The 18,196-nt window shown below is 68.6% G+C and carries 20 protein-coding genes and 1 pseudogene; 8 read left to right on the forward strand and 13 right to left on the reverse strand.

What is annotated here, in order from left to right; translation table 11 throughout:
• Window positions 1-2 precede the first annotated feature (2 nt).
• The 7 genes from QQY66_RS26145 (at window position 3) to QQY66_RS26175 (ending at window position 8,925) form a co-directional block, all read left to right on the forward strand.
• The gene (locus tag QQY66_RS26145) at window positions 3-875 is read left to right on the forward strand and encodes an aldolase (protein ID WP_301982734.1); all 873 of its coding nucleotides are present in this window, start codon (window positions 3-5) and stop codon (window positions 873-875) included.
• Entirely contained in the window at window positions 872-1,753 is an 882-nt protein-coding gene (iolB, locus tag QQY66_RS26150; RefSeq protein WP_301982735.1) for a 5-deoxy-glucuronate isomerase, read from the forward strand. Before QQY66_RS26145 ends, iolB begins: the two co-directional genes overlap by 4 nt.
• A complete protein-coding gene (iolD, locus tag QQY66_RS26155; RefSeq protein ID WP_301982736.1) occupies window positions 1,750-3,633 on the forward strand; it encodes a 3D-(3,5/4)-trihydroxycyclohexane-1,2-dione acylhydrolase (decyclizing) in 1,884 nt (627 codons plus the stop codon). The genes iolB and iolD overlap by 4 nt, the downstream gene beginning before the upstream one ends.
• A 29-nt stretch (window positions 3,634-3,662) precedes the next feature.
• On the forward strand, window positions 3,663-5,159 hold the full coding sequence (locus QQY66_RS26160; RefSeq protein WP_301982737.1) for a CoA-acylating methylmalonate-semialdehyde dehydrogenase: 1,497 nt from the start codon (window positions 3,663-3,665) through the stop codon (window positions 5,157-5,159).
• A gap of 38 nt (window positions 5,160-5,197) precedes the next feature.
• Complete coding sequence (locus QQY66_RS26165) at window positions 5,198-6,640, forward strand: sugar porter family MFS transporter (protein ID WP_301982738.1); 1,443 nt, start codon at window positions 5,198-5,200, stop codon at window positions 6,638-6,640.
• A gap of 62 nt (window positions 6,641-6,702) precedes the next feature.
• Complete coding sequence (locus QQY66_RS26170; protein WP_301982739.1) at window positions 6,703-7,899, forward strand: Gfo/Idh/MocA family protein; 1,197 nt, start codon at window positions 6,703-6,705, stop codon at window positions 7,897-7,899.
• Window positions 7,900-7,926: 27 nt separating this feature from the next.
• Complete coding sequence (locus tag QQY66_RS26175) at window positions 7,927-8,925, forward strand: sugar phosphate isomerase/epimerase (RefSeq protein ID WP_301982740.1); 999 nt, start codon at window positions 7,927-7,929, stop codon at window positions 8,923-8,925.
• 111 nt (window positions 8,926-9,036) lie between these two features.
• On the opposite strand, the gene QQY66_RS26180 is transcribed toward QQY66_RS26175, so the two are convergent.
• The 10 genes and pseudogenes from QQY66_RS26180 to QQY66_RS26225 form a co-directional block, all read right to left on the reverse strand.
• On the reverse strand, window positions 9,037-9,399 hold the full coding sequence (locus QQY66_RS26180; protein WP_301982741.1) for a cyanophycin synthetase: 363 nt from the start codon (window positions 9,397-9,399) through the stop codon (window positions 9,037-9,039).
• On the reverse strand, window positions 9,399-9,923 hold the full coding sequence (locus QQY66_RS26185; protein WP_301982742.1) for a C39 family peptidase: 525 nt from the start codon (window positions 9,921-9,923) through the stop codon (window positions 9,399-9,401). Before QQY66_RS26185 ends, QQY66_RS26180 begins: the two co-directional genes overlap by 1 nt.
• 36 nt (window positions 9,924-9,959) lie before the next feature.
• The gene (locus tag QQY66_RS26190) at window positions 9,960-11,051 is read right to left on the reverse strand and encodes an ATP-grasp domain-containing protein (RefSeq protein WP_301982743.1); all 1,092 of its coding nucleotides are present in this window, start codon (window positions 11,049-11,051) and stop codon (window positions 9,960-9,962) included.
• On the reverse strand, window positions 11,048-11,848 hold the full coding sequence (gene dapF / locus QQY66_RS26195) for a diaminopimelate epimerase (protein WP_301982744.1): 801 nt from the start codon (window positions 11,846-11,848) through the stop codon (window positions 11,048-11,050). Before dapF ends, QQY66_RS26190 begins: the two co-directional genes overlap by 4 nt.
• Before the next feature lie 58 nt (window positions 11,849-11,906).
• Window positions 11,907-12,152, reverse strand: coding sequence for a hypothetical protein (locus QQY66_RS26200; protein WP_301982745.1), 246 nt, complete (start codon window positions 12,150-12,152; stop codon window positions 11,907-11,909).
• An 82-nt stretch (window positions 12,153-12,234) separates the two neighbouring features.
• On the reverse strand, window positions 12,235-12,777 hold the full coding sequence (locus tag QQY66_RS26205) for an NUDIX domain-containing protein (RefSeq protein WP_301982746.1): 543 nt from the start codon (window positions 12,775-12,777) through the stop codon (window positions 12,235-12,237).
• Window positions 12,774-13,160: a hypothetical protein gene (locus tag QQY66_RS26210; protein WP_301982747.1), complete on the reverse strand. Its 387-nt coding sequence runs from the start codon at window positions 13,158-13,160 to the stop codon at window positions 12,774-12,776. Before QQY66_RS26210 ends, QQY66_RS26205 begins: the two co-directional genes overlap by 4 nt.
• A 95-nt stretch (window positions 13,161-13,255) precedes the next feature.
• Window positions 13,256-14,101 carry a helix-turn-helix transcriptional regulator gene (locus QQY66_RS26215; RefSeq protein ID WP_301982748.1) on the reverse strand — a complete coding sequence of 282 codons (846 nt, stop codon included), beginning with the start codon at window positions 14,099-14,101 and terminating at the stop codon, window positions 13,256-13,258.
• A 27-nt stretch (window positions 14,102-14,128) separates the two neighbouring features.
• Window positions 14,129-14,641 carry a DUF6879 family protein gene (locus QQY66_RS26220; RefSeq protein WP_301982749.1) on the reverse strand — a complete coding sequence of 171 codons (513 nt, stop codon included), beginning with the start codon at window positions 14,639-14,641 and terminating at the stop codon, window positions 14,129-14,131.
• Window positions 14,619-14,848, reverse strand: a pseudogene (locus tag QQY66_RS26225) (hypothetical protein). Before QQY66_RS26225 ends, QQY66_RS26220 begins: the two are co-directional and overlap by 23 nt.
• 353 nt (window positions 14,849-15,201) lie before the next feature.
• On the opposite strand from QQY66_RS26225, the gene QQY66_RS26230 reads away from it, so the two are divergent.
• On the forward strand, window positions 15,202-15,888 hold the full coding sequence (locus tag QQY66_RS26230) for a DUF317 domain-containing protein (protein WP_301982750.1): 687 nt from the start codon (window positions 15,202-15,204) through the stop codon (window positions 15,886-15,888).
• Window positions 15,889-16,094: 206 nt separating this feature from the next.
• Here the strand turns inward: QQY66_RS26230 and QQY66_RS26235 are convergent, their stop codons facing one another.
• From QQY66_RS26235 to QQY66_RS26245, 3 genes are all read right to left on the reverse strand, one after another.
• A complete protein-coding gene (locus QQY66_RS26235) occupies window positions 16,095-16,490 on the reverse strand; it encodes a hypothetical protein (protein WP_301982751.1) in 396 nt (131 codons plus the stop codon).
• Between the two features lie 26 nt (window positions 16,491-16,516).
• Complete coding sequence (locus tag QQY66_RS26240) at window positions 16,517-16,945, reverse strand: hypothetical protein (RefSeq protein WP_301982752.1); 429 nt, start codon at window positions 16,943-16,945, stop codon at window positions 16,517-16,519.
• Window positions 16,946-17,044: 99 nt separating this feature from the next.
• A complete protein-coding gene (locus QQY66_RS26245) occupies window positions 17,045-18,091 on the reverse strand; it encodes a hypothetical protein (RefSeq protein WP_301982753.1) in 1,047 nt (348 codons plus the stop codon).
• Window positions 18,092-18,196: the final 105 nt, after the last annotated feature.

The following is an 18,196-nucleotide window of genomic DNA, read 5'->3' on the forward strand; positions in this document are numbered from 1 at the left end:
ACGTGCTGACCGACAATGTGAGCCGGATCGTGGACGCCCGGGTCAACGACCCCGGCGCCATAGCGGCCGCGGCCGCACGCCGTATCAAGGCCACCTCGCTCATTGGCGAGCACGGCAAGGCGATGATCATCGCCGCCGACCACCCCGCGCGCGGCGCCAACGGCGTCGGCTCCGACCCCACCGCCATGGCCGACCGCGCCCGGCTGCTGGACCGCCTGTGCATTGCACTGGACCGGCCGGGCGTGACGGGTGTGCTGGGCACCGCGGACATCCTGGAGGACCTGCTGCTGCTCGGCGTCCTGGACGGCAAGAGCGTCTTCGGCTCCATGAACCGGGCGGGCCTGGCCGGGTCGGTGTTCGAGATCGACGACCGCTTCACCGGCTACGACGCCGCCACGATCGCCGCGATGGGCTTCGACGGCGGCAAGATGCTCACCCGCATCGCCCTCGACGACGCGGCCACCCCGTCGGCGCTGGTGAACACCGCCCGTGCGGTGGACGAGCTGAACGACCGCCGGCTCATCGCGATGGTCGAGCCGTTCATCTCCGCTTGGCAGGACGGAAAGATCCGCAACGACCTGTCCACCGACGCGGTCATCAAGTCCATCACCATCGCATCGGGCCTGGGCCGGCGCACCGCCTACACGTGGCTGAAGCTCCCGGTCGTGGCGGACATGGAACGCGTCCTGGCCTCCTCCACGATGCCCGCCCTGCTGCTGGGCGGCGAGGTCAAGGACCCGGACGCGGCCTTCGTGTCCTGGGGCAAGGCGCTCAAGCAGCCCACCGCGCAGGGCCTGGTCGTCGGCCGCTCCCTGCTCTACCCCTCGAACGGCGATGTCGCCGGTGCCGTGGACCGGGCGGTGAGCCTGCTGTGACCGAGACCAGCAAGTACTACCTGCCCAAGGGCAGTGGGACCGACGGCCCCTACGACCTCCTGGTCACGCCGGAGTCGGCGGGCTGGGGATACTCCGGCCTCAGGATCCTGACCCTGAAGCCGGGTGAGGCGCACGCCCTGTCCACGCATGACTCCGAGTTTCTGGTCCTGCCGCTGACGGGCTCCTGCACCGTCACCACGGACGGCACGTCCTTCGAACTCGAGGGTCGGACAGGCGTGTTCGCCTCGGTCACCGACTTCGCCTACCTCCCCCGCGAGTCGGAGGCCCTGATCAGCAGCGCATCCGGTGGGAGGTTCGCGCTGCCCTCCGCCCGTACCGAGCAGGGAGGTCAACCGGCTCGGTACGGGCGCAAGGAGGGCGTCCCCGTAGAGCTGCGCGGCGCCGGGGCGTGCTCGCGGCAGGTGAACAACTACTGCCTGCCGGGGACGTTCGAGGCCGAGCAGCTGTTGGTGTGCGAGGTACTCACGCCGGGCGGCAACTGGTCGTCGTACCCGCCGCACAAGCACGACGAGGCCCGCCCCGGCGAGGAGTCGGAGCTGGAGGAGATCTACTACTTCGAGGTCTCCGGCGACGGGAACGGCTTCGGATACCAGCGTGTCTACGGCACTCCCGAGCGGCCGATCGACGTGCTCGCCGAGATCCGCTCCGGCGACACCGTCCTCATCCCGCACGGCTGGCACGGCCCGTCGATCGCCGCGCCCGGATACGACCTCTACTACCTCAACGTCATGGCCGGCCCGGGCCAGGACCGCGCCTGGCTGATCTGCGACGACCCCGCCCACGGCTGGGTCCGCGGCACCTGGGACTCCCAGGACGTGGACGACCGGCTCCCCTTCGAAGGACCCCACGAGCGATGAACACCGTCCGACTGACCACCGCCCAGGCCCTGGTCCGCTTCCTGGCCGGCCAGTACAGCGAGCGCGACGGCCAGGAGCAGCGCCTCATCCCCGGGGTGTGGGGCATCTTCGGGCACGGCAACGTGGCCGGTATCGGCCAGGCCCTGCTGCAGGCGGCGGTGACCCAAGAGGCCGATCTGCCCTACTACCTCGCCCGCAATGAGCAGGGCATGGTGCACGCGTCGGTGGCGTACGCGAAGATGCGCGACCGGCTGGCGACCTTCGCCTGCACGGCATCGACGGGTCCCGGATCGACGAACATGATCACGGGTGCTGCGCTGGCCACCACCAACCGGCTGCCGGTGCTACTGCTCCCCAGCGACATGTTCGCCACCCGCGCCGCCGACCCGGTCCTGCAGCAGCTGGAGGACACCCGCGGCGGGGACGTCACCGTCAACGACGCCTTCCGCGCCGTATCGAAGTACTTCGACCGCATCCAGCGCCCCGAGCAGCTCATCCCGGCCGCGCTCGCGGCGATGCGGGTGCTGACCGACCCGGTGGAGACCGGCGCCGTCACCCTCGCGCTGCCGCAGGACGTGCAGGCCGAGGCATACGACTGGCCGGTGGACTTCTTCCGGCGCCGGGTGTGGCATGTGGGCCGCCCGGTGCCGGAACCGGCCGCCGTCGAACGCGCCGCCGCGCTGCTGCGAGGCGCGAAGAAGCCACTGATCGTCGCCGGCGGCGGAGTCGTCTACTCCGGTGCCGAGACTGCCCTGCGCGCCTTCGCCGAGGCCACCGGCGTCCCGGTCGCCGACACCCACGCCGGCAAGGGGGCGGTCCCCTGGAACCACCCCTACGCCGTCGGCGGCATCGGCTCGACCGGCGCGTATGCAGCCAACGAGCTGGCGAAGGACGCCGATGTCGTGCTCGGCATCGGCACCCGCTACTCCGACTTCACCACCGCCAGCCACACAGTCTTCGGGAACCCGGACGTCGCCTTCGTCAACCTCAACGTCGCCCGCCTGGACGCGGTGAAGCACTCGGCGGAGCCGCTGGTGGCCGACGCCCGCCTCGGCATTCAGGCCCTCGCAGGCGCGCTGACGGACTGGGAGGTCGAGCCGGAGTACCGGGCTCGTACCCGCGAACTGATCGCACGTACCAGGCAGATCGAGGAGGAGTGCTTCGCACCGGACCGCAACACCGGCGACCTCCCCGCCCAGACCCAAATCCTCGGTGCACTCAACGACGCGCTCGACGACCGTGCCGTCGTCATCAACGCTGCCGGCTCCATGCCCGGCGACCTGCAGCAGCTGTGGCGGGCGCGGGATCCGAAGGCTTACCACGTCGAGTACGCCTACTCCTGCATGGGCTACGAAGTCGCCGCGGGCGTCGGCGCCAAGATGGCCGACCCGTCGCGTGAGGTCGTGGTCCTGGTCGGTGACGGCTCGTATCTGATGATGGCTCAGGAGATCGTCACCATGGTCTCCGAGGGCCTGAAGGTCATCATCGTCCTCGTCCAGAACCACGGCTTCGCCTCCATCGGCGCACTGTCGGAATCGCTCGGCTCGCAGCGCTTCGGCACCAAGTACCGCTTCCGCGACGGCGATTCGGGCCAGCTCGACGGCGACATCCTGCCGGTCGACCTCGCCGCCAATGCCGCCAGTCTGGGCGCTGACGTCCTGCACGCCACCAGCGTCGAGGAGTTCCGCTCGGCGATGGAGAAGGCGAAGGCCGCGACCCGCACCACGGTCGTGCACGTCGAGACCGACCTCTACGGGCCCAACCCGCCCGGCCACGGCTGGTGGGACGTCCCGGTCAGCCAGACCTCAGCCCTGGACTCCACCCGCGCGGCGTACGAGACGTACGCCGCGAACAAGCGCAACCAGCGGCACTACCTGTAAGCCCCGTCCCCACAAAGGAAACCCGCACCGTGAAGACCATCCAGCACTGGATCAACGGCAGCCCCGCCCCGGGCTCCGCCGCCGACACCCAGCCGGTGTTCAACCCGGCCACCGGCGCCGAGCAGGCCCAGGTGGTCCTGGGCGGCGCCTCCGACGTGGACACCGCCGTCGCAGCCGCCTCCGCCGCGTTCGAGACCTGGTCGGAGTCGTCGCTTACTCAGCGCACCCAGGTGATGTTCGCCTTCCGCCAGCTCCTCGTGGAGCACGAGGAGGAGCTGGGCCGGATCATCTCCGCCGAGCACGGCAAGACCGTCGACGACGCCCGCGGTGAGATCACACGGGGCCGCGAGGTCGTCGAGTTCGCCTGCGGCCTCGGCGACGTGCTCAAGGGATCCTTCTCCGATCAGGTCTCCCGCGGCGTCGACGTGCACAACTTCCGCCAGCCGCTGGGCGTGGTCGCGGGCATCACCCCGTTCAACTTCCCGGCGATGGTGCCGCTGTGGATGCATCCCATCGCCATCGCCACGGGCAACACCTTCATCCTGAAGCCGAGCGAGCGCGACCCGTCCGCCGCCAACTTCGTCGCCGAGCTGTACAAGAAGGCCGGCCTGCCCGACGGCGTCTTCAACGTCGTCCACGGCGGCAAGCCCGCCGTCGACGCCATCCTCACCCACCCCGGCATCAGGGCCGTCTCCTTCGTCGGCTCCACCCCCATCGCCAAGTACGTCCACGAGACCGCCACCGCCCACGGCAAGCGCGTCCAGGCCCTCGGCGGCGCCAAGAACCACGCCGTCGTCCTGCCCGACGCCGACCTCGAATTCGCCGCCAATCACATCACCGCCGGCGCCTACGGCTCCGCCGGCGAACGCTGCATGGCCGTCTCCGTCGCCGTCGCCGTCGGGGACGCCGCCGATGCCCTGGTCGAGGTACTCGAGCGCAAGGCCCGTGAGGTCAAGGTCGGCCCCGGCGACCAGCCCGGCACCGAGATGGGCCCGCTGGTCACCAAGGCCGCCCAGGAACGTGTCGAGAACGCCGTCGGCGGTGCCGCCGCCCAGGGTGCGACCGTCGTCGTCGACGGTCGTGGACTCAAGGTCGAGGGCCATGAGGAGGGCTTCTTCACGGGTCCGTCCCTGCTCGACCACGTCACCGCCGAGATGGACGCCTACAAGGAGGAACTGTTCGGCCCGGTCCTCGCGATCGTCCGCGCCGACTCCCTCGACCAGGCGATCGACCTCATCAACGCCAACCCCTACGGCAACGGCACCGCCCTGTTCACCGCCTCCGGCGAAGCCGCCCGCCGCTTCCAGCGCAAGATCAACGTCGGCATGATCGGCGTCAACGTCCCCGTCCCGGTCCCGATGTCGTACTACTCCTTCGGCGGCTGGAAGGACTCCCTCATCGGCGACTCGCCCATCCACGGCCCCGAAGGCATCCGCTTCTACACCCGCCCCAAGGTCGTCACGACTCGCTGGCCCCAGCCCAAGCAGCAGGTCAACGCCGGGTTCAACTTCCCGACGTCCAGCTGAGGCGCCCGTCCCCCCACATCGATCGGTAGGAGGTGGCCATGGACGTCACGGACGACACACCCCAGGCCCTCACACCAAGCAGCACCGCCAAGGATAACGCCTCTCCGGAGGTCTACCGCAGACTGCGCCTCATCACTGTCATCGCCACCTTTGGCGGACTCCTCTTCGGCTACGACACCGGCGTCATCTCGGGCGCACTGCCCTTCATGTCCCTCTCTCCCGAGAAGGGCGGGCTCGGGCTCACCCCGCTGACCGAGGGGGTCGTCGCGTCGTCGCTGGTGCTCGGTGCGGCGTTCGGGGCGCTGTACGGCGGGCGGCTCTCCGATCGGCACGGGCGCAGGCGGACGATCCTCGGGCTCGCCGTGCTGTTCTTTGTCGGCGCGCTGGGGACTGCGTTCGCGCCGGGCCTCGAAGTGATGGTGCTGTTTCGGGTGCTGCTCGGGCTGGCCGTGGGCGGTGCGTCCGCGACGGTGCCCGTGTTCATCGCCGAGTTGGCTCCGGCCGAGCACCGGGGGCGTCTGGTGACGCAGAACGAGCTGATGATCGTGACCGGGCAGTTGCTGGCTTACACCTCGAACGCGGTCATCGCCAGGACCGTGGGCGAGGGGGGCGTGTGGCGCTGGATGCTTGCGATCGCCGCGGTTCCGGCCGTGGCGCTGTGGATCGGGATGCTGTTCGTGCCGGAGTCGCCGCGGTGGCTGGCGGCTCGCGGGCGGTTCGACCAGGCGGCCCGTACGCTGGCGCGGATCCGTGATGCGCGGGTCGTGGACGCGGAGTTCGCCGAGATCAAGAGCCGCGTCGCGGCCGACGCCGACCAGCCGCAGGCCGGCTGGCGGGATCTGCGGACACCGTGGACACGGCGCATCGTGACCGTCGGGCTGGGGCTGGCCGTTCTGTCGCAGCTGACCGGCGTCAACTCGATCATGTACTTCGCGCCGACGATCCTGCTGGACACCGGCCTGGGCACCCAGGCCGCCCTCACGGCCACCATCGCCAACGGCGTCGTCGCGGTGATCGCGGTGTCGACGGGCATGTGGCTGCTGGGCCGGTTCGGCCGCCGTCCGATGCTGCTGACCGGGCAGGTCGGCGTCACCGTCTCGCTGGTGCTGATCGCGCTGTGCTTCCTGCTCCTGCCGGGGTCGAGCGGGCGCAGCTATCTGGTGCTCGCGTCCATGCTGACCTTCCTGCTGTTCATGCAGGGCTGCATCGCGACCGTGTTCTGGCTGATGCTCTCGGAGATCTTCCCGCTGCGCCTGCGGGGCTTCGCGATGGGCACGGCCGTGTTCGGCACCTGGATGGCCAACTTCGTGGTCACGCTGGTGTTCCCGCCGCTGATCGACGCGGTCGGTGGGACCACGTTCCTGCTCTTCGCCGCGGTCAACGTAGCGACGTACTTCTTCTACCTCCGCACCATCCCCGAGACCAAGGGGCGCTCGATGGAGGCCATCGAGTCCCACTTCCGACGGCAGTTCGCCGCCTGATCACGCTTCCTCCACTTTCCAGAACTTCGTCTCTCCTCTGAGATTTTCGAAAGGGCACCGCCATGACCACCTCCGCCAAACCACTGTCCGTCGCGGTCATCGGCGCCGGCATGGCCGGCCGCAGCCACGCGGCCGGATACCGCAACGTCAACACGGTCTTCGGCGCCGGCCTGCCGCCGGTCCGCCTGGCCGCGATCGCCGATGCCAACACCGCACTCGGCGAGGACGCCGCCCGTCGCTACGGGTTCGAGAAGGCGCTCCCGAGCTGGCAGGCCGTGGTCGAGGACCCGACGATCGACGCCGTCAGCATCGTCGTCGGCAACTCGCTGCACCGGCCGATCGCGGAGGCGCTGGTCGCGGCGGGCAAGCACGTGCTGTGCGAGAAGCCGCTGGCCGGGTCGCTCGAAGACGCCCGTGCAATGGCCGAGTTGGAGCGCAGCGCGGAGGTGGTGACCGCCGTCGGGTACACGTTCCGGCGCGCTCCCGGTATCGCGGCGATCCGTGAGCATGTGCGGGGCGGCGAGCTGGGTGACCTGACGCTGTTCAGCGGCCGGTACTGGTGCGACTATGCGACCGACCCGAACGGGCCGCTGAGCTGGCGGTTCAAGGGCGGCCCGGGTTCGGGTGCGCTAGGGGACGTCGGCTCGCACGTCATCGATGTCGCCGAGTACGTCGCTGGGCCCATCGCCTCGGTGTCCGGTGCCTCGCTGTCGACGCAGATCACCAAGCGGCCGCTGCCGCTGGGCGCGGTCGTCGGGCACAACGCGGCTCCCGTCTCGGACGAGTTCGGCGAGGTCGAGAACGAGGACACCGCGACCTTCACCGCCCGCTTCGAGTCGGGCCTGCTCGGCACCTTCTCGGTGTCGCGCACCGGCTTCGGTCTGCCGAACGGCCTCTTCTTCGATGTCCTCGGCGTGGGCGGCCGGGCCGCGTTCGACCAGCACCGGCCCGCCGAGTACCTCTTCGACGACGCGCAGCCCGAGGCCCGTACGCGCGGCGCCCGGCAGATCATCGCCGGCCCGCAGATGCCGTACTTCGCGGGCGGTGTCCCGATGGAGGCGCCGGGTGTGGGCGCGAGCAACGGCGACAACTTCACCTACCAGGCGCGGGCGTTCCTCGACCAGGTCGCGGGCGTCGCCGAGCCGCTGCCGGCCTGCGCCACGTTCGCCGACGCGCTGCGGACCATGGAGATCATCCAGGCCGTCGTCGAGTCCTCCCGCACCAGCGGTGCCGCCGTCGCGGTCCCGCCCGTCGCCTGACCTCCCGCACAGAAAGACTGAAGACTCATGGCACTCAAGCTCGGCGCCTACACCGCCTGTCTGCACGACCGCACCCTCACCGAGGCCCTCGACATCCTCAAGGAGAACGGTCTGACCTCGGTGGAGGTCAACACCGGCGGCTTCATCCCCTCCCCGCACTGCCCGGTCGACCTGCTGCTGTCGTCGGCCAAGGCACGCGAGGAGTACCTGGCGACGTTCACCGACCGCGGGATGGAACTGACCGGCCTCAACTGCAACGGCAACCCGCTCAACCCGCTCCCCGGGGTGGGCCCGAAGCACGCCGACGACCTGCGCCGCACCATCCGCCTCGCCGGTCTGCTCGGCGTCAAGCACGTGGTCACCATGTCCGGCACGCCGGGCTCCGACCCGGACGCCAAGTACCCCTCCTGGGTCGTGAACCCGTGGGACGGCGTGTACATGGACGTCCTGGACTACCAGTGGGGCGTGGCCGTCGAGTTCTGGAAGGAGATCGACGCCCTCGCCCGGGAGAACGACGTCAAGGTCGCCATCGAGATGCACCCGCACAACCTCGTCTTCTCGCCGGTGACTTTGAAGCGGTTGGTCGACGAGGGCGGCCTGACGAACGTCGGCGCGGAGATGGACCCCTCGCACCTGATGTGGCAGGGCATGGACGTCATCGCCTCAATCAAGTGGCTGGGCCCGCTGGTATTCCACGCCGCAGCGAAGGACGCGACGCTCTGCCCCGGCGCCGACATCCGCGGCGTACTCGACACGTCGTTCACGCGCGTACCGGCCGACGCCGACGGCAAGGTCCCGACCGGTTACGGCTTCTGGTGCAACGCCTGGCCCGAGAACCCGGCATGGAAGTTCGTCGCCGTCGGCCTCGGCAACGACGTCCCCTTCTGGACCGAGTTCCTGCGCGCCCTCGCCGACATCGACCCGGACATGGCCGTGAACATCGAGCACGAGGACGCCGCCTACTCCCAGACCGAGGGCCTGGCCTTGGCAGCGAAGAACCTGCACAGCGCGGCAGCGGCGCTCTGACCCAACGCTTACCCGGCCCCGTTCCCGCCAGCAGGGAACGGGGCCTTCGGCATCATGCGCGTTCAGTACCCGCCCCGCCGCGCTCCAGCAGGGCGCCCAGCAGAAGGTCGCCTACAGACCGGTAACGGGCTGCCCTGTGAGGGCCTGGGCGATCTGCCAGAGTTGGCCGCCGCGTGACGCCTTCACGAGAACCACGTCGTCGGGGCGAAGGATGGAGTCGAGGTAGGCGGCAGCGGTGGCGCGGTCACCTACCAGAGCGATGTCGGGGACACCCGCCGCACCGGCCGCGAGAGCGAGCTGTTTGGCCAGGTCTCCCCCTACCGCCACGACGAGATCTACCCCGCTCTCGGCTGCGAAGCGCCCGATCTCGCGGTGAGCTTCCACCGCTTCGTCGCCCAGCTCCAGCATCTCTCCGAGTACGGCGATCCTCCGGCCGCCTGCGGCCTCGGTCGTGTCGCCGTCTGCCTCGGTCATCAAGACTCTCCGTTGTCGATCAAAGACGCGAAGGTGATCGCGCGCCCGGTGTAGGAAGGGGACAGTCGGCTGAGGGGAACCCGGTCATGCGTCTGACCCCAGGCCGAGGGGTCTCGGAAGAAGATCGTTGGGTCGGGACCGTCCTCGTAGCCGCGAAGGATGACGAGGTGGCCGCCCGAGCGGCCGTCGTCGGGGAGCCGCTCGGTCACGGACACGATCAGCGGTGCGCGTTCGAGTCGGGCGAGAAGGTCTTGGACCGGCACGGGCTCTGCGAGGGAAGGGACTCCGAGGTCGGTCGCCAGGCTCGCGATCCCCGCGTGAAGTGCTCCACGCGGGGTCAGAACCTCATGCTTGACCGCGAGCTTCAGCAGTTCCGTGACCGTGGGTGCCTCTCGCCCGTAAGCGAGCAGAATCATTCTCAACGAGGCCAGGCCGCACGCCCGATTGGACCACTCGATCCTGTCCCCGAGCGCCCAACCGCCGTGCAGGTCCCACTCGGCGGGGTCGATGAGCTGACGGCACATGGGGACATCGTGGACGCGCGGCACAGCGGCGGGCTCCTACGGCGAGACGGCAGCCTCCCGAGTCAGTGTGGTCCTGGAGAACGCGGGAGTGGGCAGGGGGACATCGTATGGCGGGCGTGCCAGCGCCTCGTGCAGCATCGCCAACACGACGTCCGTGTGCGTGAGTCCGACCATCGCTGCCCCCACCGCGAAGTTACTGTCACGGGACATCCCCGGGGTGCTGTTGACCTCCAGCACATACGGTTCGTCGTCCTCGGCCAGGATGAAGTCGATACGCGCTGAACCGCGCAGCCCTAGCCCGTCCCACAGCGTCCGAGCATCTCCGGTGATCTTGTCCAGCACGTCGGGAGCCAGGTCGGCAACGCGCACGGTCACGGCGCCCCTGGAGTCCACGTCGAGCTTCGTGTCGGCGTCGTAGAAGTCGGCCTCGGCGGCGTCGGTGGACAGCGGCGGGAAGGCGACAACCGAGCCGCCCGGCAGCTCCAACAGCCCCACAGTCATCGGCGTACCGGTCACGTACTCCTCAACGAGTACGGGCGCCCCCTCATCGCCGGAAGCATCCGCCAGGGCTCCGGGCAGGTCCGCCGGATCGCGTACGAGGCTCATGCCCACGCTGGATCCGCCAAAGGGCGGCTTCACCATCACAGGGCGCCCGTTCCAGGTCATCGGGCCACCGGACCAGACGTGCCAGCCGGGCGTAGGGACGCCCAGCGTCAGCATCACTCGCTTGCAGAGGATCTTGTCGGCGGCGACCGCGGATGCCCCGACTCCACTGCCGCAGTAAGGCACGCGCAGGTAGTCGAGCAGGCCCTGCAGTCGGCCGTCCTCTCCGTACGGGCCGTGCAGGTTGGAGAGGGCCACGTCGTACCCGACCAGTTCCATGATGAAGTCGGGCTCGCAGGGGTTCAGCACCTTCCAGCGGGCGCCGATCTCTTCCAGCGCTTCGGCCAGGGCGGTGACAGAGCGCTGTTCGATGGGGCACTTCGAGTGGTAGAGCCTGTCTTCGGCGGAGACGGGCCCGTAGATGAGGGCGACGCCGAGGTCGTGGCGGCTCTGGCCCCATTTACGGAGCTCCTCAGCGGCCTTCTGAACCACCGGGCCCGAGCTGGGGTTGATGAAGAGAGTCATGCGAGTACCCCTTCGAAGGTGTTGGTGACCGGGCCGCCGACCCAGTGAGTTCGGTTCGGTCGGTCGTCGTGCGGCCGGACCGTGAGCGGCTCGCCGGCGCGGTTGTGGACGGTGACGGCACGCCGGGCCACGAGTCCGCGCATGGTGGCGACGACGGTGGCTGCGACTGCCCCGCTTCCGCACGACAGGGTTTCGGCCTCGACGCCGCGTTCGTAGGTGCGGATCTTCAGCGCCTGGTTGCCGGCGGACTGGACGAAGTTGACGTTCGTCCCCAGTGGGGCAAGGTCGGCGCGGTGGCGGACGAGGCGCCCGACCATGGCCGTGTCGATGACGTCTACGTCGTCCACGATGGCTACGACGTGTTCGGTGCCGGTGTTGGCGCTGTCGAACCAGGTCGGCCTGCCGTCGATGACGACCTGCAAGCGTCGAGGGAGGACTTCACCCACCTCGGCCGTGACCCACACGGAGTCGTCGGACACGACCGCTTCATGCACCACGCCGGCCATGTGAAGACTCATCTGCTGGAAGCCGTGATCGCGGTGAGCGGCCCAGGCGGAGCACCGCAGGGCGTTGCCGCACATGGTGGCGATCGAGCCGTCGGCGTTGAAACAGGCGACTTCGAGGACGGCAGGTCGGTCACTGACGAGCGTGCTGATGACGAGGCCGTCCGCACCTACGCCGGTACGCCTGGCACACAGACGTTCCGCCTCCTTGGGCCACTCTTTGTCGCCGTCCGGGCCGAGGTCGGAGAGCAGGACGAAGTCGTTCCCGGCGCCATGGATCTTGCGAAAGCGCATGCCAAAGCTCCTCGCATAGTGAGGTGAGGGTGACGGTGAGGCGCCCGAACAGGGCAGTTCAGCGGAAGTCGATGGGCCGGTATGTGATCCGGGCTTCTCGCATGATCAAGGGCTCCCGCCCGGCAAAGATCAGTACGCGGTGGGCTGCGGTGCCGGCCGACCGCATGTCCTGGACTCGGTGGTACACGCCGTCGAGGTAGACGAAGTCACCTATGCGGACATCGCTCGGCGGCCGGGTGCTTCCCATGGTTCCGCGAGGCGGAGGCGGTATGGAGGGCGCCTCCTTGGTCCTGCGCTCGTACATCAGCTCCTCCAGATTCCGAGCAGGAGGGAGCAGCCGATTGCGATGAGGCTTACTACGTAGGCGAGTTGTTGGCTTCGGGGGCTCATCGGCTTCCGATCAGGTGCTGCTCCACGCGATTGCGGACTGACGGGATGCCTATCGCTGTGAGGGGCACCCAGGCCGCTGCGCCTGTCTCGATCATCGACGGGAGGACCGCGCCCGAATGGGCCCGGAATAGGTAGCGGATGCCGACCCGGAGGCGGGGGCCGTACCTGTGCTGCCCCGGCCGGGTCACGTCGACGAGGAAGGGGCCCTCGGCGCCGGGCTGCGTCCAGACGTCCCGGATGCCGACCTCCTCGGCCAGCAGGCGTAGGGCCGCCTCACTGAGGGAGTCGTCCACGTCCTCTGGCTCCGCCTCCGAGAGGGCATAGCCTCCCTTGTGCCTCAGGCACAGGACGCGGTTGCCTTCGTCTACGACGACGGCTCCCGTGACCACCAGAGGGCAGCGCTGGCCGTGGGTGCAGGCGCGGCGCTGCGAATGGTCGCGGGCCGCGTCGTAGACCGGCAGCAGCGCCATCCTGTCGGCGGGGTGCTCGTGGAGGTAGCGGGAGAGTTCCCGAACGATCTGGTCGTCCCTGACACTCACGGGGCATCCAGCCCGTTCCGCTCGGCGTAGATCCACAGCAGTCGCTGCGTCAGAAGGGCGACATCGCGGAGGTAGAGGTACGTCCCGAAGGTGGGCGTCTCGCGGGTCGGTCGGTTTGTGAGGTCGACCAGCTTGTTCCCCTCGCGGAGCAGTTGCCGTACCTCGCTGTCGTTGTCGGCGCCCAGGTCCTCGCGGAGCAGCCGGTTCAGTTGACCAGCGGTCGCCGGCAACTGCCTGTCCATCTCCGCGCGGGTCGTGGTGTCCATTCGCAGGCCAAGGACGGCATTCGTTCGCGAGGAGATCGCCTCTACGTCGATGGGGGTGTCGTCGCCCTCAGTGTCCTCGGCCGTCTCGAATGTCTTGCCCGTACTTGCCACAGTCATCACTGGCCCCTCCGGAGCACGCTTTCAGCCGTGCCTATAAAGCTAGGAAGGGAGTTGGAAGGGGCTCCACGAGTGTGCCGGAACTTGCCGGGCATTCACCCTAGAGATTCGATGGCAGCGGTGATGATTTCACGCGCGGCGGGGCCGTAGACGGCAAGTTCGGCCAGTTCGCTGAACGTCTTGGCATACATGGCAAGTTCGTGGCTCTGGACGACAGTGAGGTGAGCCGAGATCAATTCGACGTTCACCAACTCGTCGTCGTAGAGGAAGAATCCCTCGACGGGCCACAGGCCCGAACGGTCGGCGTCCTGGGGGATGATGCCGATGCTCACGGACGGGAGTGCCATGACGCTGAGCAGGTAGCCGAGTTGGCCCGCCATCACGTCCGTGCCACCGATGCGGTACCGCAGAACGCTTTCTTCCAGAAGGATGGCGAACGTGTGGTTCCCGTAGACGACCTTTTGCTTCTCCACTCGCACTTTGACGGCCGCCGGCACATCGTCGATGAGCCCTCGGCGGTCGCGAATGGAGGTCAGAAGGGCTGTGATGTACGAGGCCGTCTGCACGGGACCGGGGATGAGCCAGGGCGAGTAAATGCGAAAGCGCTCGGTGCGCTCCCAGAGGGGAACCACGGACTCCTGTGCCCACTTGAGCCCATGGCGCTCCATCTTGCGCCACTCGACATACATGCCCTCAATTCCGCGGGCAGTCGAGACGAGGTCCTCTGCTTCACTCTCCGCGCCGCACGCCGAACACCAATCACGAAGGTCGCGCTCCGAGGGCGCGCGGGCGCCGCTCTCGAAGCGCGAAGCCTTCGACTCATGCCAACCCAGACCCTGGGCCAGTGCTCGCTTGGTAAGTCCGGCTGCTTTCCGGATTTCGGCGAGGCGTTGCCCGAGCGCCTTGCGGGCTTCCTGGACGCTCGAAGATGGCGATGTCATGTCGGTACGAGGGTGCTGTTCGAGCTGTCAGGCCAGTTCGAACTGAGCGTGCGGTGTAGCCCGCTTCCACACGGCCTCGAAGGCCGATTCGCAGAGCTTCGCCACCTCCGGGTCTTCCGTGAGTTCGACCTCCATGTTCTCGCCCTCGCCGTCGAAGTGGTTGACGAGGACGAGGCTTGAGTCGAACAGCCAGAAGTCGTTGCCCGGCAGCGCGATGTCGGTCGCGTTGCGCCGCGAGAGCCACCGCACGCCTTCCCCGGCAGCGATGTTCAGTCCGTCCGTCACGTCGTACTCGAAGCGGATGTACTCGCTGACCGGCGTCGAAACGACGCGGGCGCGTCGGACCTCGACGCCTCGCGAGGTCGCCTCCGTGACGATGGCGTGCCAGTCGGCCCAGCGCTCGGCGGGATCAAGGACCACACCGGCCTCCCAGTCGATGAAGGCCGGGTCCGACTTCATGTAGGCGTCGCGCATCTCCAGATGGACAGCCGTCCTCTGGCAGTCGCGGAAGAGCCCCTCAAACGTCGGGGTCCTCGTCATCCTTCTTCACCTCCAGGAAGAACTGCACCATGCGACGGGGGATCTCCCCACCGACTCGTGGCCGGGGATGTCCATCTGGCCGAGGCGCTCGGCGTCCTCCACCTTCCACCCCTGCACCAGGTAGCTGTCCTTCTCCTCATCGAGGTAGATGGTGGGCGAGCCGCCACTGGGACTCTCCGGGTCCTTGCCGAGCTTACGCAGGGCCATGATGTCCTCCTCCGAAGCCGGTAACGATCTCTGTGCCAGAGCTTGCCCCCGACCGAGCCCTCAAGCCAGGAACTTGCCCAAACTTGCCAGGACTTCGATCGGACACCCGAGCAGGGAGATCTGGTCGACGACTCAGGGGCGTGGATGTGGTCCGCGTCGTCGGATCGCCAGTTCGCCGGAGGCAGACAGGGAAGATCCCCAAAGTACTGGTGCACTGCGAACAAGCATGTCAACGTGGACGACCTTCCAAACCCCAGGTCAACGACCTTCAGTGACCTGTCCCCGAGCCTACGGAGCTGCCCCTGCCATCGCACCACCCCAGCGATCCCTTCCGCCCCGAACCGCCGGACCCGGTGTACTGGGTCACCCCGCGCCACTTGGCCGGCGATGACGATGTGCTCGCCGAGCGGATCGGCGACGCCCTGGTCGGCCTCGGCTGGCGCATGTGGCCCACTGCCCGCCACACCCTGCTGTACATCAGTCCTGACGGGATGTGCGGCGCCGAGTGGGTCCTCGCGGCCTACCCGTTCGAGCTGGGCGGGCTGCCGGTGGCCTGGCAGTTGAGCGTCCGCTCCCGTGCCACGTCCGTGATGGCGGAGTGGAATGCGTACTTCACTACCGGCGTCCCGTACGAGGCGCTCGCTGATCTCCTCGTGGCGCTGGACGTCCGCGAAGAGCCCGATACCGGCCTCGCGGGGCCCGAGACGGTCCTTGCCGCTCTCACCGCCAGGGGCTGGATCTGCGACGTGGACCGCCCCAGCACCACCGCTACAGACCCCGGGCTCTCCTCGTCCGTTTCCTTGGAGATGCTGCCGCCGCTCATCCAGGACGCCGACCCGCGCCCGGATTTGGCGGGCTGGCAGGCGTGGGCGGAACCCGTCCTCGGCGCCCCGTACCTGTGGTGCGCCACCTTCAGCGCCAGCGTTCCCCACGACCTGGTCGCCGCGTTCGCCTCCTCGCTCGCCTCACCGGCCCCGGTGCCCCGCCGCACCGTGCCCAAGAGCGCCGAGGGCCGGCTCACTGTCGTCCGCCGCAGCTGACGACACCCGCCCAGAGGCCCCGCTAGTAGGCGGCTTGTCGCTGATCCCCCCGATCGGAGGCACATTCTCGTGCCCGCCAGAAGACGGAACGGATGTGCGACTCCAAACCGCCCCCTCACCGGCAGAGGCAAACCCTCGGTTGCTCAGAAGCACGCCAGCAGTACGGCTGTCGGTTCGAACTGCGTCACCCTGGTGATGAAGGAGCCTCAAGACCCGGGTAGCAGGGCTGTGACCGTGGACTGGACGAGCTGCGCTGCGGCGAGGACGCCGGGGATGCCTCCGCATCGTTCGACGAGGTTCTGGAGCATGTAGCGCAGAGTGCCGGGGTCCTGATCGGGTGCGTCGAGCCGTGGGGCGATCATGTCGAGGTCGCGCAGGGCGCCGTCTAACTCGGGGTACTGGCCGCGCAGTTCTTCCAGGCGACGTCGCAGGTCGTCGATGCTGTCGCGGGCATTGTCGACGGCTTCGTTGGTGATGTTGTTGGTCTGGGTGGCGTTCTGGGAGAACGGCGCGGCTTGGGCGGGGCCGGTCATGTTGCCGGTGTTGATGATGCCGAAGTTGGGGCCGTTCGGTACCGGGTCGGGCTGGCGGCGGATGGGCATGCGGGGGCTCCTGGCGGGCTCTTGGGTCAGTTCGTCATGGAGGAGTTGACGGAGAACGGCGTGGCCTGCACGGCGCCGGTCATGGTGCCGCCGTTCATGACACCGAAGTTGTAGATGGCGGTGGACTGTTGGCGGTAAGCGGCGATGTCGACGTTGTGGTCGCGCAGGAAGATCTCGGTGGAGTCGAAGACGCGGCGTTGCATCATCTGCACGTAGTAGCGGGCGTCGTCGTGCATGTGCATGTCCTCCAGCCAGCGGAGGCTGTAGACCTCGCGGAGGCTGACCGGTCCGCTGCCCGGGTCGAGCTCGGGGCGCTTGCGGGCCTTGCGGCGTATGAGCCGGTCGAGTCCCACGTAGATGTCGCCGAGGGCGTTGAACGCGGTGCGGCCCAGCCATTTCAGGCTGCGCGGATCTGCGGGCGCGAGACCGGCGACCTTCGGGTGGAGGGGTCCCATGATGTGCGGGCGGACGGTGACGCGCAGGAAGCCGCCCTGGTAGGCGAAGTGGACGAGTATGGCGGCGACGAGGTCGCCGTTCCAGGCGGTGACCCGCGCTCAGATGTAGCGGCGGGCGACCTCCTCGGCGGGCTTGTCGCCGATGTTGTCCACGGCGAGCGCGTGCAGGCTGCGCCAGGCGTCGTCGTCGATCTGGTCCCAGCGCTTGTGGTGGATGCCGGCGATCCCGATGACTTCCACGCGCAGTTTCGGATGATCGCGGTGGTGGGAGGGTGCCGGATCGTCCAGGCGGCGCGCGATGTGGGTGTGGAGCTGGGCGGCGGTGACGTGCTTCAGCGGCTTTCGGGCCACCGGCTTGTTGTGCTTCGCCAGCGCGTCTAGGACGGCCTTGGCTACCTCGGCCATGTCGGGCTGACCTGGCTTTTGTGGCGGTGAGCCGAGGCCCGGAAGCGGTCCCGTGTTGTCGTCTTCGGCGTCCTGGCCCTCGGGGGCGGGCTCGACGTCGATGCCGATGACGGCCTCCTGCCATGCCTGAAGCCCCGCCCCGAGGAACCGGTGCCGATCGCCGTTTGCGCGACGTTCGTGGAGGTACGGCAAGGCGTGGGCTTGCACTGCGGTCGAAGGCGCGTGCAGTTCTCCGGCCAGCAGCGCGTTGAGCCGCAGCTGGGCCAGGTAGCGCTCCACCAGGTAGACGCCCCACAACCCAGCCATCAGGACGAGGACGGCCCATCCGGCAGTGAGGGCACCGGAGATGGCCTGCCAGGCAACGACCGCGACCACGGCCACGACGGCCCCTCGGCGTTTTCGCATGTGCTGGATGGCACGATCGCACGCGTGCACCACCGGCTCCTGATGCAAGCCGTAGACCGGGATCGGCCGCGCCGACTTCTTGATCCGACGACGCACCCAGACCGCGTAGTCCTCACCCACCACCACCTCTGGCGGCTTCGGCTCCGACGAACCGGCAGCCTTCTCGGCCTCCTTGGTGGGGAGGAGCCATCGCAGACGCTTCCGCACGGCGGCCTTCAGGTTCTTCCACAGCTGCGCCAGCACGGCGCGGAGCACGGCCAGCCAGTCCGTACGGGCGAAGGCGATGGCGCTCAACCGGCGAGTGACGCCCTCGGTGTATGCCCCGTGCCTGATCATCTCCCCGGCATTGGCCGCCGTCCCCAAGGGCACTGCAGGCGCCGAGAACACCGACTGGTGCTCCACGTATGACAAGTTCCCACCCCCGTGTCTCCTGGCGGCCAG

The sequence above is a fragment of the Streptomyces sp. DG2A-72 genome, assembly GCF_030499575.1.
Lineage (GTDB): Bacteria > Actinomycetota > Actinomycetes > Streptomycetales > Streptomycetaceae > Streptomyces.